This is a genomic window from Streptomyces sp. NPDC016562 (genome assembly GCF_043076955.1).
GTDB lineage: Bacteria > Actinomycetota > Actinomycetes > Streptomycetales > Streptomycetaceae > Streptomyces.
Window position 1 is genome coordinate 1 of the sequence record NZ_JBIBRZ010000009.1, and the last position, 13,658, is coordinate 13,658.

General features: G+C 68.2%; 13 protein-coding genes and 4 pseudogenes. 5 read left to right on the forward strand and 12 right to left on the reverse strand.

Annotated elements, in window-relative coordinates:
* Nucleotides 1-244: 244 nt before the first annotated feature.
* The 3 genes and pseudogenes from ACF059_RS28760 to ACF059_RS28770 form a co-directional block, all read right to left on the reverse strand.
* Nucleotides 245-922 carry a CPCC family cysteine-rich protein gene (locus ACF059_RS28760; protein ID WP_392062576.1) on the reverse strand — a complete coding sequence of 226 codons (678 nt, stop codon included), beginning with the start codon at nt 920-922 and terminating at the stop codon, nt 245-247.
* Between the two features lie 54 nt (nt 923-976).
* Nucleotides 977-2,211, reverse strand: a pseudogene (locus ACF059_RS28765) (IS110 family transposase).
* A gap of 490 nt (nt 2,212-2,701) precedes the next feature.
* Nucleotides 2,702-3,433, reverse strand: a complete 732-nt coding sequence (locus ACF059_RS28770) for a DUF402 domain-containing protein (protein ID WP_392062579.1) — start codon at nt 3,431-3,433, stop codon at nt 2,702-2,704.
* A 199-nt stretch (nt 3,434-3,632) separates the two neighbouring features.
* Here ACF059_RS28770 and ACF059_RS28775 point away from each other — a divergent pair, with 199 nt between their 5' ends.
* From ACF059_RS28775 to ACF059_RS28785, 3 genes are read left to right on the forward strand one after another with little or no spacing between them, the layout of a single operon-like run.
* A complete protein-coding gene (locus ACF059_RS28775; protein ID WP_392062582.1) occupies nt 3,633-3,827 on the forward strand; it encodes a hypothetical protein in 195 nt (64 codons plus the stop codon).
* A gap of 14 nt (nt 3,828-3,841) precedes the next feature.
* The gene (locus tag ACF059_RS28780) at nt 3,842-3,976 is read left to right on the forward strand and encodes a hypothetical protein (RefSeq protein WP_392062585.1); all 135 of its coding nucleotides are present in this window, start codon (nt 3,842-3,844) and stop codon (nt 3,974-3,976) included.
* 16 nt (nt 3,977-3,992) lie between these two features.
* The gene (locus ACF059_RS28785) at nt 3,993-4,142 is read left to right on the forward strand and encodes a hypothetical protein (RefSeq protein WP_392062588.1); all 150 of its coding nucleotides are present in this window, start codon (nt 3,993-3,995) and stop codon (nt 4,140-4,142) included.
* Nucleotides 4,143-4,765: 623 nt separating this feature from the next.
* Here ACF059_RS28785 and ACF059_RS28790 read toward each other — a convergent pair.
* The 5 genes and pseudogenes from ACF059_RS28790 to ACF059_RS28810 form a co-directional block, all read right to left on the reverse strand.
* Complete coding sequence (locus ACF059_RS28790) at nt 4,766-5,050, reverse strand: hypothetical protein (protein WP_392062591.1); 285 nt, start codon at nt 5,048-5,050, stop codon at nt 4,766-4,768.
* A gap of 43 nt (nt 5,051-5,093) precedes the next feature.
* Complete coding sequence (locus ACF059_RS28795; protein ID WP_392062594.1) at nt 5,094-5,528, reverse strand: hypothetical protein; 435 nt, start codon at nt 5,526-5,528, stop codon at nt 5,094-5,096.
* A gap of 67 nt (nt 5,529-5,595) precedes the next feature.
* Nucleotides 5,596-6,448 (reverse strand): annotated as a pseudogene (locus ACF059_RS28800) (IS5 family transposase); the annotation flags it as partial.
* Between the two features lie 207 nt (nt 6,449-6,655).
* Nucleotides 6,656-7,777, reverse strand: a complete 1,122-nt coding sequence (locus tag ACF059_RS28805; protein ID WP_392062597.1) for a serine/threonine-protein kinase — start codon at nt 7,775-7,777, stop codon at nt 6,656-6,658.
* 372 nt (nt 7,778-8,149) lie between these two features.
* The gene (locus ACF059_RS28810) at nt 8,150-8,794 is read right to left on the reverse strand and encodes a TetR/AcrR family transcriptional regulator (RefSeq protein WP_392062600.1); all 645 of its coding nucleotides are present in this window, start codon (nt 8,792-8,794) and stop codon (nt 8,150-8,152) included.
* Nucleotides 8,795-8,865: 71 nt separating this feature from the next.
* Between ACF059_RS28810 and ACF059_RS28815 the strand changes: the two genes are divergently transcribed.
* A complete protein-coding gene (locus tag ACF059_RS28815; protein ID WP_392062603.1) occupies nt 8,866-9,102 on the forward strand; it encodes a hypothetical protein in 237 nt (78 codons plus the stop codon).
* 369 nt (nt 9,103-9,471) lie between these two features.
* On the opposite strand, the gene ACF059_RS28820 is transcribed toward ACF059_RS28815, so the two are convergent.
* Both ACF059_RS28820 and ACF059_RS28825 read right to left on the reverse strand, forming a co-directional pair.
* Entirely contained in the window at nt 9,472-9,720 is a 249-nt protein-coding gene (locus ACF059_RS28820; protein ID WP_392062605.1) for a transposase, read from the reverse strand.
* Between the two features lie 139 nt (nt 9,721-9,859).
* A pseudogene (locus tag ACF059_RS28825) lies at nt 9,860-10,201 on the reverse strand (transposase family protein); the annotation flags it as partial.
* A 683-nt stretch (nt 10,202-10,884) separates the two neighbouring features.
* Between ACF059_RS28825 and ACF059_RS28830 the strand changes: the two are divergent.
* Complete coding sequence (locus ACF059_RS28830; RefSeq protein ID WP_392062608.1) at nt 10,885-11,172, forward strand: chaplin; 288 nt, start codon at nt 10,885-10,887, stop codon at nt 11,170-11,172.
* 213 nt (nt 11,173-11,385) lie between these two features.
* Here the strand turns inward: ACF059_RS28830 and ACF059_RS28835 are convergent, their stop codons facing one another.
* Nucleotides 11,386-11,667 carry a GlsB/YeaQ/YmgE family stress response membrane protein gene (locus ACF059_RS28835; RefSeq protein ID WP_392062611.1) on the reverse strand — a complete coding sequence of 94 codons (282 nt, stop codon included), beginning with the start codon at nt 11,665-11,667 and terminating at the stop codon, nt 11,386-11,388.
* Nucleotides 11,668-12,133: 466 nt separating this feature from the next.
* Nucleotides 12,134-13,655, reverse strand: a pseudogene (locus tag ACF059_RS28840) (flotillin family protein).
* Between the last annotated feature and the right edge of the window lie 3 nt (nt 13,656-13,658).

Consider the following 13,658-nt stretch of genomic DNA (forward strand, 5'->3'; position numbering starts at 1 on the left):
CGTCTTCACGCCCGGACGCACGCAGTGCGCCCGGGCAGGCCGCGCGGCAGGGGGCGCCGCGCTGGGCGGTGACCGGGGAGCGGGCCGGGCTGTAGCAGCCGGTCCGAGCCGACCTGAGCTGGACTGGATGGGACTGTGGTGGTGAAGGCCGCCCCGGGCCCGAAAAGAAGCAGACCTCTTCCTCCGGCTATCGCGGAGAAAGACACCTCATGCGGCTAACGGGTCAAGTTGACCTTGATCACCGCTACTGCTCATAGGCGACGCTGATCCCCTGGACCGTCTCGTCGTATCTCTTCAACTGGGCCCCGAGCATGGTCGCAGCCAGCGGTGCTCGGAGTTCCAACTCGGCCCAGCGGACGAAACGCAGCCGCTTGGGCATCTCGACGAGGCCGGTGACCGCATCCCAGAATGCGTCCCAGTTCATGCCGTAGAACGACGGGAATCCGAGCTCCCGCTTCAGAGCCTCGTGGAGATCACGCTCGCTGCGCACCGAACCGACGTCGATCACCACCTCGCGGTTCGGATCGTGCGCCGGCTCTTCGGGAGCTCCCCAGAAGGAAGGGAGCCACCAGCACAGGGCTGCCCCATCATCAGGCCAAGGACGGCGGTCTTCGCCCGCGAAATCCTCGAACAAGTCGGTGGCCGGGTCGATCGGGCGCCACCCCGGGTCGAGAGGTTCGTCATCGGCCGGGGGTCGAACAAACCGCCGACCCCGCTGGTTGCAGGCGCCATAGGCCTGGAAGTTCTGCTGAGACTCGGCGAGCGACCATCGATTGGCGCCACCTGGCCTGAACGGCCAGCGGAACTGCACCGGGTCATCTTCCCAGAAGCAGACCGGGCAGATGGCATAGGAACCGGGCCACCCATCTTCAGCATCGAAGACAAGATGACCGCAGCAGGGGCAGGGGCGACGCGTATCCACTGGGCCAATCTGGTCTGTGCCCCGAACAGCAGCGACTCAGTTTCTCGGGAGCAGTCACTTCCGGTCGGCAAGCGCAGCAATCGGAAACGCGATGGTCTCGTCGAAGGGGACGCGGGTCTGGAGGCAGTGGTGGAGCTGGCCGAGCATCCGGTTGAACAGGTGCCGCAGGGCCTGCATGTGCCAGTCCCCTCCTGCCCGGCGGCGCCGGTAGTGGGCGTCCGCGCCGGTGGAACCGCTGAGGGAGGCGAAGGCCCATAGGTGGCCGACGTGGTTGAGCCGGTTGTTCTTGACAAACCGGCGTCCGACGTAGCGGCGTTTGCCGGAGGCCCGCGTGATCGGGGCGGAGCCGGCGTACGACTTCAGTCCTCCAGCCGTGGCGAACCGGCTCCTGTCGTCGCCGATCTCGCCCAGAATGCGGGCACCGACCTGGGGGCCGATCCCCGGGAAGCTCAGCATGATCGCTGCATCCGGGTGTGAGCGAAAGGCCTCCTCGGTGGCCCCGCGCCAGGTCATCGACCGCCTCGCAGGCCGCGTCCAGCTGCAGCAGCAGGGCCAGAGCCTGCTTGCCCATGGCCTCCTCGACGAGGGGCAGCTGCCGAGGAGATTCCTGGCGGAAGAGCTGCTGGATTCGTTCGGCGTCCGTTTCGATGCCCCGGCGGCGGCCGGCTCGCCGAAGCATGGCGGTCAGCTTCCACATCTGCAGCTTGGCGGCCAGGGCAGGTGTGGGCGCGACGGCGAGGATGCGGCGGGCATCGGGGCGGGTCAGGGTTCCCGGCTTGTCCCTGAACGCCTCGATCATCGCCGGGAAGTACTCCCTCAGCAGAGAGCGCAACTGGTTGGCGACCTGCTGCCGGTTCCAGACCGCGTCCTGCTGTGCGCGGGCCAGGACGGCGACCGCCTGGGCCAGGTCGGTGTCGGCGGGCAGCGGGCGGTGCACCGGCGCGTCGGTGCGGATGATGTTCGCGAGGACCAGGGCGTCGCCCGGGTCCGACTTCTTGCGGCTGACTCCATGCCGGTCGCGGTAGCGGGAGGCAGCCATCGGGTTGACCGCGTAGATCTTCCGAGGGCCCTGCCGCAGCGTGGCCACCAGCAGGCCCCGGCTGGTCTCGATCGCCACCGGGACCGGCGTCTCCGCTCGTGTCGCCGCGCTCGGCCAACAGGTCCAGCAGCAGCCCGTAGCCGTCCAGGTCGTCATTGATCCGGCACTTGGCCAGCAGCTTGCCGGTGTCGTCGACGAGCGCGACGTCGTGGTGTCCCTCCGCCCAGTCGATCCCGCAGAACGCGTCCATGGATCCCGCCCCTTCTCCGATGCTGTTCTCGAAGGCGAGCACGCGGGGCCGCACGGCGCACTAATTCCAGGGCTCCAAGGCCCGCCACCTCATCAGCCGTGCGCGGCACCGCCAGACCGCACGGGCGCACGCCGTGTCCAGAGCTCGAAGCTCGTGAGGAGAAACGCGTCACCGTGCGGCAGCTCATTCCTCAAGGATCCCGAACCCGACGGGCCCGTGGGGGCAGAACGTGCGAGGACCGGCCGGCACCACGGCGCCACCGGTCTTTCTGCAGAACTCACACGGTCGGAGGTGTCGTAGGGGTCACCACGGCACCGACCGGACCACACACGTCCTGCCCTGGGCTGGACAACGCCGCCCCGGGCCCCTCGGAGATCCAGAACCTCTCATTGCTAGCGAATTAGAGGTGTCGCCATGGCGATGGGGCTTGCCCACCGGGCCCGACCAGACACGAGACTCAAGAACACAAAAAGGAGGGTCCCACACCCGGTCACACCCCCGGTGCAACTCCTAGCCCACCCCTCCACACAACCCTCCAACCCCCCTCCGGCACAACCCTCTCCGCGGCTGCCGCAGGCCGGGGCAGGCACGGCGTGGGCCAAGTCGGCTCCCACCTCCAGGCCGCCCACCGCTCGGCCTGCGCGAAGACGCCAGAACGTTCAGCGAGCAGGGCCAAGACCTCACCGCGGAGGGCGTCCACGGCCCGGTGCTCGGTGTCGGAGACGATGCCAAGGCGCCGCACGTGGTCGTACTCGTCCTCGTCCTTCCACTCCCAGCAGGCGAGGTCGGGCGGGATCACCAGGTCCACGGTGAGGTCGAGGGTGTCGAAGCCAGCCGCGGTACGGCGGGTGGGGTGCTCGAAGTTGATGTACCAGTTCCGCAGCCGGCGCCCGTCCCCGTCGGGGACGCAGAAGGCGTTGATGCTAAACCAGGCCGCCGGCGGTTTCCACAGCAGCAGGTCGGTCTCCTGCCACACGGCGTCCTCGAGGTCCCACCGGCCGGCCGCCATCGCGTCGAACGCCTCCGTGCGCACCGACAGGTCCCCCTCCGCGCGGGCCTGCGCGTACAGCGCGGGCCACCGTGCCTGCGCTCCGGGCGCGCAGGCCGTCACCAGCGCCTCCCCGGTGTCGGCAACGACCCGCAGCGCCAGCTCACTCCACACCCGCCCCGACCGGTGCACGTCACGCCGCACGACCGTCTGGCCCGTCTCGAAACCGCGCACCGCTTCCTCCTCCGGTCCGGGACCGTGCTGTCGGCCCGGCCTGCCCACCTCAGCCCACCCCGGCCGGGGTGGGCAAGCCGCCGCCCGGGGTGGCTTGCCCAGCGTCCCCTTGGGCTTGCCCCCTCCCCCGGAACACCCCGTTGCGGCAGTGCGCGCCGGGTAGCCTCCGGGCACAGAGCGCTGAGCTTGGGGGTGGGCCTTGAAGTTCACGATCGACACCGAGTCCGACTCGTGCGAGGACGCGATCCGTGCGGTGCGCACGGCCTACGGGAAGCCCCAGCCCGAGCACGGTGGGCGGCCGGTGGTCCTGCCGGAGGACGTGGTGTGGAGGCCGCCGGGCCGCTACGAGCACCCTTGGACGGAGGAGATGCTGCGGACCTGGGTGAGGAGCTGAACCTGGTCTGGCGGGTGTGCGCGAAGCCCGGCCCGCCCGGCCTGCGGGACCAGGTCATCGCGGAGTACGTCTCGCCGCACCTGACGGACGAGCCGGCCATCACCGCGATGGGTCTGGTCAGCCGGGCGCCTGAATGCGGCCGCACGTGAGCTCTGGGCGTGGCAGATGCCCTTCGTGATCGACGAGGCGAGGCGGACCCGCACCGTGGACCGGCAGGTGGCCGCGATCCTGCTCGATGCCCTGGCCGGACCCCCTCTGTGGCCCCGGCTGCGCCACCACACCGACCAGCCTGCGCTCCCCGCGCAGCGGTCCTGAACCCGGCTACGCTTACCTGGGCAAGCCACCCTGGAGGGTGGCTCGCCCAGGTAAGCCTTGGGCTTGCCCAACCTCGTGACCGGTCACGCCGGTCACCAGTCACCAGGGCGACCGATCTGCTCCCCCCCTATCGGTCAACTCGCACGCCAGCGGCAGTGACCGGCCCGTGCAACTCTCTGCAGAGTCACTCGCCGGATCGCTCAATGGCTGACCTGTGACAGCGAAGCTGGACCGGCAGGGGGTTGAGCTGCGCGATCCCGGAGTCCGGCTCGCCGGCGGACCGCTCTTTGCCGACAGGTGCCCGAGCAGCACTGGCGGGCCCGGGACGGCTCGAGGTGGGCCGCGAGGGTTCCGCATGCCGCACATTCCCGCTGGTCACAGCCTCTGGTGAACTCCTGCTCGAAGGAGTGGTCCGAGCACCAGGGGTTCGGCCTGAGGGGCTGGAAAGGGCAACGGCAGGTCAGCAGGACGAACAGGCACACCCAGAAGATCTGCACCCGACTAGGTTCACGTCGAGAGCGTCAGCACTTTTCCTTCCGCGCCTGCTGGATCAGCGGCTCGGCCTCGTCCAGCGTGAAGGTGACCTGCCAGGTCTCGGCCGCCCGGTGCAGGGTGTCGGCGAACTACTGGTAGCCGTGGTCCTGTTGAGCCGCGTCGGCGGCGCGGTTGGTCGCCGTGTTCAGGTACTGCTCGGCGGTCTGGTAGTAGGGGTCGGTCAGATTTGACGGCCGGGGGCGGGCGAGTTGGTCGGTCAGCTGCTGCAGGGAGGCGCAGGCGGACTTGGTAAACTCGCGCGCCACCGTGGCCTTGGAGGGCGTCGAGCTGCAGGCCGCCAGGGAGAGCATGGACGCCAACAGCAGGGGCAGGGGCAGTAACAGGCGAAGTATCAGCTGACGTCGACTAGGCACTGTCTCCTTGATTGTCTACAGGCCGGGGGTGTTTGCAGGTGGTTCATGGTGTGTCGTCAGAATTCCGCCCGAAAGCTGCCTCTAGAACGGCGGGGAGGTCTTCCTCGGGTACGGTGGTGCGCATGTCCGCCAGAACCTGAGGAAAGTCGTCATCGTCGATGACGCCCATGTACTCCTGACGGAGTTGGTAGATGATCTCGACGAGCTCCGGTCTCAGCTGCATCCAGGCACGGGAGCTACGGATCTCTTCATCGACCTGGTGCATAAACCAGCGCATGACCTCGTACGGGACGTCAGTGTGTCCTGCGTTCGGGTTGAAGCATACCGTCGGCTCCCGCGCCGGATCCTCGTCGGGGACGATTGCGATCACGAGAGTTTGTTGTCCGGCCACGAGATCCAGTTCCAGATACCAGGCGTCATCGGGCACGGAGTACATCGTGGTGATCGCGTAGTCGCCGTCGGGGTGTCGAAAGACCATTGCCGCATGTTGTCACGCTGGGCTGAGGACGTGCCTCTCCAAATTGTGTCACCCGACGCCCCTCCGCCCGGGCCCAGATGAGGATGGCAGCAAGGTAGAGCGCTGCCCGGTAGACGATGGCGAGCTTGTCCGTTCGCATGGCCAGACCCCGCCACTGCTTGAGCCGGCTGATGCATCGCTCGACCGCGTTGCGCTGCTTGTATGCCTCGGGATCGAAGCCGGGCGGGCGGCCACCGGCGCGACCTCGCCGCAGTCGGTGACCGACCTGGTCGGCGGGCTGCGGGATCACGGCACGGATGCCTCGTCGACGGAGATGTGCGCGGATCGCGCGGGATGAATACGCGCGGTCCGCCAGGACGGCGTCCGGCCGGGTTCGCGGTCTTCCTGGCCCGCTTCGCGGAACACGGATGTCTGCCATGACCACCTCGAAGGCCGGCGCGTCGCCCGCCTGTCCCACCGTGACGCGGAGGGCCAAGGGCCGTGCATGGCCGTCGCTGACGAGATGGACTTTCGTACTCAGGCCGCCGCGGGAACGTCCGAGCGCATGGTCATCGGGCTCAGCCTGAAATGGTGCCCCTTTTTCCTGGCTCCGGCGGCGTGCTGGTGGGCCCGGCAGACGGTGGAGTCCACCGACACGGTCCACCCGATGTCGTCAGTGCCGTCGGCCGCTGCCAGGAGCGTGGCGAGGATCCGTTCCCAGCTGCCGTCCACAGCCCACCTGAGCAGCCGTTTGTGAGCGGTCTGGAATGAGACCAGCTCGTCCGGGAGGTCCCGCCAGGGCGAGCCGGTGCGGTACTTCCAGGCGATGGCCTCCAGGGTGCGACGATGGTCGGCCCATCGCCGACCGCGGACCGGATCGGCTGGCATCAACGGCTCGATTCGGTCCACATCGCATCAGTGATCACTAGCCGGACAGACATATCCGATCAACCGGCAAACGGATCAAGGAGGCACGCTCTAGTCATGGGCCGATCCTAGTTAGCTGACGGCCCGACCGCCCGGGAATCCGGGGGGCCCGCAGCCACCGTCCCGCCCGGCCTACACCTGGGCCTTGTCCGCTCTGGCCTGCAACGCGGCCATCAACGCCGGCACCGCTTCCGCCCACCCTCGCCTCGACGCCCGCGTGCCTACTGATCTTTTCGTAAGTGCGGTGGGTGTAGTGGGTGGATGGTCAGGCCGGTGTGGGCGAGGAAGGACCATGGCAGTTGTGGGTTGTGGTTGATGCGGTGGATGCCTTGCTCGGTGGCGTCGGCGACATCGGCGAGGTGGTCGCCGGCGAGGTTGGCGAGTTCACGCTTATGCGCGGCCACTCGTGCGCGACGTGGGCGCACGGTACCGGCCGGTGGGCGCGGCCGGGCGGCTTCGAGGAGGTCTTCGCGCCGTTCGGCTTCGGTGGCTTGGGCTGATGCCTGGCGGTCGGCTTGGGATCGGCTGGCCGCTTCGACTCGGTTGGCCTCGGCCAGCGCTGCGAGCCCCCCGGTCAGGGTCGTGGCAGGTATGCGGCTCAGGCGTTCGAGTACATTGCCGGCGGCCGGGCGGCCTTGGGGCGCGCGGTAGAGGCATTCGGTGACGAGTGAGGCCAGGAGTCCGGGGGCGGTGGTGAGGGGCGGCGGGGTGCCGTGCAGGTGCTGTTCCTGGTAGTTGTGCTCGTGCGGGCCGTTGAAGGGTCTGGTGCCCTTCAGGAGCTCGTAGGCGATCACGCCAAGGGCGTAGATGTCGGTTGCGCCGGTGGCCCGCTGGTACTTCCACGACTCGGGTGCCATGCAGGGAAGGCTTCCGCCGCCCTTATACGTATGGAGGGCGGTAGTGGCTTCGGCGTAGCGTGCGATGCCGAAGTCAGCCAGGCACCAGCGGCCGTTGAGGAGCAGCACGTTTTCGGGCTTGAGATCGCGGTGGACGACACGTCCCTCGAGGTCCGTCAGGGTCTCGGCGATGTCGCTCAGGATGTCTACGGCCTCTTCCAGGGCCAGGCGTCCCGCCTGTTCGAGATGCGCTCGCAGCGACGTGTCGGCGCGGGGCATGACGAGCACCCAGTAGTTCTCGTGTTCGCCGCTGTCGATGACGGGCACGACGTTGCGGGCAGCCTCCAGCTCGGTGAACAGCAGCTCCCGGTCAGCGCCCGGTCGCTTCTCCACCAGCTTGACGGCGGCAAGCCGGCCGTCGGCGGAGCGGGCCTCGAAGACTGCGCCGAAGCCCCCCTCCCCGAGGCGTTCGCCAACCACCCACTCTTCATTCAGTTTCAGCCTCATGCACGTGTCTCGCCGTCATCGACCGATCCGTTGATTCATCATGCCGGAACAGTCCGACAATCTGGGCGGGTCGCGCAGGGGGCAAGCAGCTCAAAGGGCAGCAGGCGCAGCGGTGGCGGCAGCCCTGAACCGGCGACGCGGCTGCTGTCGGTCGATGGAGGCGGCATCCCGCAGATCGGCCACGTGATGCGGGCAGGCACGGTCATGCCATGTCACTGTCAAGGACTCACCCTTAGCGCACAGCGTCCGTACGCGCCCTGAGCGACGTCGCCGAGGCGCGCCACTTCGGTCAGTGCAGATTTTCCAGTGCCAGGTTCTCCCTCGTCGAGCGCTCCTGAGGCTCACACAGCTTTAATCCACCGGGCACTGCAGTCAGGGCGCCGAGTCCGGAGTCCCCATGGGCAGTGACAGATCGCCCAGATGCGTGAGCAGCACATCGACACATGCCTGTGGGGACACGATCTCGGGGTGCAGGACGGCGCTGATGCTGAGTCCGTCAAGGAGCGCCGTTAGCCGCTCGGTCTCGATGTCGAGGTCGAGGCCGGGGCGCAGGGCGCCTGTCGCGTCGAGCCGGGTGAGTACGCGGCGCATCAGCCTTCTCGTGCCTTCGGCGGCCTGGCGTGACAGGTCGCCGAAGGCCGGGTTGGTGCGGGCAGCGGTGTTGAAGTCCAGGAAGACGCTGACTTCGGCATGGCGGTGTTCGTCGAGCGGCAGAAGCTCGGCCAGGAGCCCGGCTGCGAGCTGGAGCTGTTCGGGGCGGGGGCGGCTGCCCAGGTCTCCGATCCGCTCGACGTGTTCGAGCAGTCGGCTGCCGACCCGGTCGAGCATCGATTGCATCGCAAACCGCATCAGGTCCTGCTGACTGGCGAAATAGTGGCGCAGGGAGCCGATGTTGAGCTGGGCCTCGTCGGCGACGGCTCGAAGTGAGGTGCGATGCAGACCTTCGCGGACGACGACTCGGAACAAAGCGTCGACGACGTGGCGACGGCGAGCGATCGGGTCTACATGCTTGGGCACAGAACCTTTCTATCACGTCTGTGATACAACGGATGTATCACAGACGTGACATAACCGTTGGAGGCCTCTTCGTGGAGACGTACCTCAATCTCATGCTCATCAGGTTCGGTCTGATAGTGGGCGCTCTCGTGGTGCTGGCGCTGCTGGTCTTCGCCATAGCCCTGACTCTCAAGCGCAGGGACAGGCTCGACGAGGTACGCCGGTATGCGGACCCTGTGGTGAGGGCCGGGCTGCGCGCTGCTGCCCGACGGCTTGAGGGCCGGAAGAACGGGGCGTCCTGGTCGCGGCGTCAGGACGGCCAGCGATGACAAGCCTCGGAGCGGAGTCGTCGGAATTCCTTCACCACCTGTTGCTGGACCGTGCGATCAAGGTCGCCATCGTGGTCGCGGCGCTAGGCATCCTGGCGCTTGGAATGACGACCATCTGGCGAAGGGCCGGACAGGCAAAGAAGAGGCCTGACTGAGCCGATGACACTCGACCGATCCACAGCCCCCGGCCCCCTCTGGCCCGTGCCGCACGGTTGGCTGGACCGGGAGCTGGGCCTGCGGACCTGTGACCGCACCCCTCGGCGACTGAGTGGCCGTCATTGCGGCGGGCGGATTCAGGCCGCGGCGAGAGCTAACGAGCTCGTGCATGGTTGGCGGTGACCCGTCGAAAGGTGCAGGTCGGCCCGGCGTTCACTGTCGCTGACTGGCCCCGCGGGTGACGGTCTGCCGGTGTGAAAGGAGTCCGGCGACGGCTTGGATCGTGTCGCTCATGTGCTCGCGTCGGCCCAGGTGCCGGGCGAGGGCTCGCCAGTTCTTGAGGTGTGCGATGCCGTGCTCGACGCGGATACGCCGTGAGGAATGCGCCTTGCGCTGCCGCTCGTAGATCTCCTCGTACGAGTCTGGCGGGTTCTTCTTGAACTTGCGGTGCGGTGGCGTCACGACACGGCCACCGGTCTGAGCACCCAGCCCCTGATAACCGGCGCCAGCGAGAACCTCCCAGGCGCAACTGCCGGGCAGGGGCGATGTCGGCACAGCTTGCCGGCTGGGCTGGACTGCAGAACAACAACCTGCCAGCAGAGTCGGTGAGGACCATGGCCTTCACGGCGCTCTGCTTGTTCTTGCCGGAGATGAACTTCTCTCGGTCCCTGCGGCCTGCGGCTGGCCGCCGGACTCGGATCTCGGTGCCGTCGATGATTCCGGTCTCTCCGCTGGCGCCGAGGTGGTCGATGACCTGGGCCAGGGTGCGGAGCCGGATGCCGGTGGCGACGGTGCAGCCCCGCTCGGCGAGCAGTGGCCGCACCTCGCCGATCGCCCGGGTGACCGTGGAACGGTCGACGCCGAACCAGCAGGCCAGCACGTCATGAGTGGTTGCGTGGCGGAGATGGACGAGCGTGGCCAGGAGCCGGTCGATGAAGAACAGCCGGTGCTTTGCGCCGGCCCGGACGGCCCGCCTTCACGGCCTGGACTCCAGTCCCGCCTGATGCCGTTCATGCCATAACGGACCCACCTCGGCGACGAGTTATCACCTCGGCCCGCAGTCCTGTGATCCGCCGGTCGCTGACGATCGCTCCACGAGCCTCATTCCCCACGTCGCCCGACGCTCGCCCGGAAAGGCGCTCCCGGGGAGGCGGTAGGGACTCCAGCCGCCGCACAGGCCAGCAGGTTTCCCGCCGCAGCCCGACTCAGGCCGAGCGCGGAAGCGGCCCGGACCGGTGTGGGGGCGGCCCGGTACTGCTACTGCCAGAGCGCTCTGGTCACCAGGCCTCGCCCGCGCACGCCCTATCGGCGCGGACTGCGCCCGACGATAGCCGCAGCCGGCCGGCGCCCCGCATCACCAGCACAGCGTTCGCCACCCTGGGTGACATCGAACGGGGTGCGTTGACACCGAAGCCGACCCCTCCACTCCCCCGCCCCTTCGTATCCTGCCGCGCTCCGGGGCAGGCACCGCGGGTGTGTAGCGGTCAGGGCTGAGCTCGTAAGCCACACGTATCAGGTCACCGATTCGGCCCAGTACCCGTGACGGACAGGCGCTACGGGCGGTTGTGGGGTGCGTCGTCCGAGCTGGATTCCCCCGCAAACCGTGAGCCTTCAAGGAGAATTCCGATGTTCCGTATCGCCAAGGCCGTAGCCGCCACCGCCGCCGCCGGTGCCGTCCTGGCAGGCGGGGCCGGCATCGCCGCCGCCGACGCCACCGCCGAAGGCGCCGCCATCGGCTCCCCCGGCGTCCTGTCCGGCAACGTCGTCCAGGTCCCCATCCACATCCCCGTCAACATCTGCGGCAACACCGTCAACATCGTCGGCCTCCTCAACCCCGCCTTCGGCAACACCTGCATCAACGCCAGCGGAACCAACGACGGCCACTACAAGGGCCAGCAGCACGGCGAGTACTGACAACACCAGGTCCTGGAGCCGGCGCACGTCGCGCCGTCACCCCAGACCGCCGTGTGAACCAGCCGCAGCGCACAGCCCGGTACCGATTGGCCTCCCCTTCATACCCCAAGGGGGAGCCGAATCGTGCCGGGCTGTGCGCTGCAGTTTCCGCGATGGACGAAACGGCTCCGCCCTCGGGGGGAGCCGTTTGCCGTATGCGGTCGCAGGCGTGGGTCAGGCGTGGCTGTGGTGGTGGCGCTTGTTGCCGGTGAACAGCCGGTAGAGGGCCAGCAGGATGACGGAGCCGACGATGGCGGCGATCCAGGTGGAGAGATCGAAGAACCCGTCGATGGAGTCGACGTCGAAGATGACCTTGCCAAGCCAGCCGCCGAGCAGACCGCCCGCGATCCCGACGAGCATGGTGATGATGATGCCACCCGGGTCCTTGCCCGGCATGATCGCCTTCGCGATGAGGCCCGCGAGCAGCCCGATGAGAATCCAAGCCAGAATGCCCATGACGCGTCTCCTACCTCGATGTCTAAAGGTTGTGTCAGCGATCGTCTGCACCGACCGGTCAGGGACGCTCAGCGGTTCTCGCTGTCACGCCCCGGCGGAGTGTCGCTCACGGCTCGGGGAGGCTGGTGGGCCGCGGGGTCGGCCAGGGTGTAGGAGTGCTCGCCGGCGGTGTCCAGGGGTACTCGTTATCGTGGCGGACTCCATGTGGGCGCGGGCTCTGGTGCGAACGGGCCTACCTGGTTCGCCATGAGGAGCAGCATCGTCCCGGCGAGGAGTGGAGTGATGATGATCAGGATGAGTCCGATGGGGTTGCGCGGGTTGTAGTAGTACCTCTGGGTGCCCCACTTGCTTCGTCTGAAAACTGGCTCACGGTCGTAATTCACCTGGCATCCCCTCTTCGGGTGTCTGCCTCCGCTCCCGCACCCTCGGGGCCCGCTCTCAGCGGGCCCCGAGGGTGCGGGAGCGGCTAGCCGATGATTTCGATCTTGCCGTTGGACGGGTTCGACTCGGGCATGGTGGACGTCTTGACGGGGGTGAGGCTTCCCAGGAGTTGGGCGAGGTCGACGCCGGTGGTGGAGGAGAGGAGTTCCATGCCCTGGGCGACGTTGTCGGTGACGGGGCGGGAGAGTTTGCTTGCGCCGTCGGTGGAGATGACGGTCATCTTGTCGATGGCGGCCAGCGGTTCGGCGGCCTTGGCTACTACCTGGGGCAGTGCCTCGACCATCATCTGGATCATCGCCGCGTCACCGTAGCTCTCGAAGGCGTCTGCCTTCTTCTGCATCGCTTCGGCCTCCGCGGCGCCCTTGGCCGCGATGGGGGCGGCCTCCGCGTCACCCTCCAGGCGTACGGCCTCGGCGATGGCGGCACGGCGGGCACGTTCGGCCTCGCCGCGCTTGGCGCCCTCGATGGCCTCGGCTTCCGCGAGTGCGGAGCGGCGCTGCTTCTCACCCTCGCCGGTCAAGCGGGCCCGCTCGGCCTCGGCCTGGGCGGCGGCGATGGCCGCCAGGCGCTCGGCCTCGGCCTGCTTGACGCGAGCGACGCGGAGGGCTTCCGCTTCCTGTTCCGCCTGATAGCGGCGGGCGTCGGCGGGCTTGCGGACCTGAGTGTCGAGCTGGCGGTCGGTCAGCGCCGCCTGCCGTTCGGCGACCTTCTCCTGCTCGGCGAGGATCTGCGGCTGGCGGTCGGCATCCGCCAGAGGGCCAGCGGCGTTGGCCTGGGCCGTCACCGCGTCGGTCTCCGCCTTGATCTCGGCCTGGCGCAGGTACAGCGTGCGCTGGGCGACGGCGATTTCCTCCTCGACCTTCAGTCGTGCCTGTTCGGCGGCCTGGCGGGCGTTGGCCTCGGCGATGTCGGCTTCCTGCTTGGCGCGGGCGGCTTCGGGTCGGCCGAGGTCTTCGAGGTAGGAGCCTTCGGTGGTGATGTCCTGGATCTGGAAGGCGTCCAGGACCAGGCCTTGGCCGGACAGGCTGGCCTCGGCCTCCTCGGCGACCTGCCCGGCGAACGCGGCACGGTCCCGGATGATGTCCTCGATCGACATGCAGCCGACGATGGCGCGCAGGGCGCCGGAGAGGACTTCCTGGGTGAAGCCGACGATGCCGTCCTGCTGCTGCAGGAAGCGCTGGGCGGCCGCGCGGATGGCGTCCTCGTTGCCGCCGACTTTGACGATCGCGACGCCCTCCAGGTTGGCCTTGATGCCGCGCAGGGTGACCGCGCCCCGGACGGCTATCGGGATGTGGTGGCTGGACAGGTCGAGGGTGTAGCGCTGCTGGACGAACGGGACGACGAACACGCCGCCTCCGACAACGACCTTCTGACCGGTGGTGTCGGTCGATATCCGCCCGGTCTCCGGATCGGTGGAGCGTTTGCCGCGGCGTCCGGTGATGATGAACGCCTCACTGGGGCCGGCGACCTTGTAGCGGGGTGACGACGAGGGCGAGCAGGACGAGGAGTACGACGACTCCTACGACCGGGGTGACAACAGGACTCATGGC

Bases quoted from the DNA above. Each gene is read 5' to 3' on its own strand.
- ACF059_RS28785 (WP_392062588.1), top strand. From the start codon at position 3,993: ATGCCCTTCGTGATCGACGAGGCGAGGCGGACCCGCACCGTGGACCGG.
- ACF059_RS28795 (WP_392062594.1), bottom strand. From the start codon at position 5,528: ATGGTCTTTCGACACCCCGACGGCGACTACGCGATCACCACGATGTAC.
- ACF059_RS28805 (WP_392062597.1), bottom strand. From the start codon at position 7,777: ATGAGGCTGAAACTGAATGAAGAGTGGGTGGTTGGCGAACGCCTCGGG.
- ACF059_RS28830 (WP_392062608.1), top strand. From the start codon at position 10,885: ATGTTCCGTATCGCCAAGGCCGTAGCCGCCACCGCCGCCGCCGGTGCC.
- ACF059_RS28835 (WP_392062611.1), bottom strand. From the start codon at position 11,667: ATGGGCATTCTGGCTTGGATTCTCATCGGGCTGCTCGCGGGCCTCATC.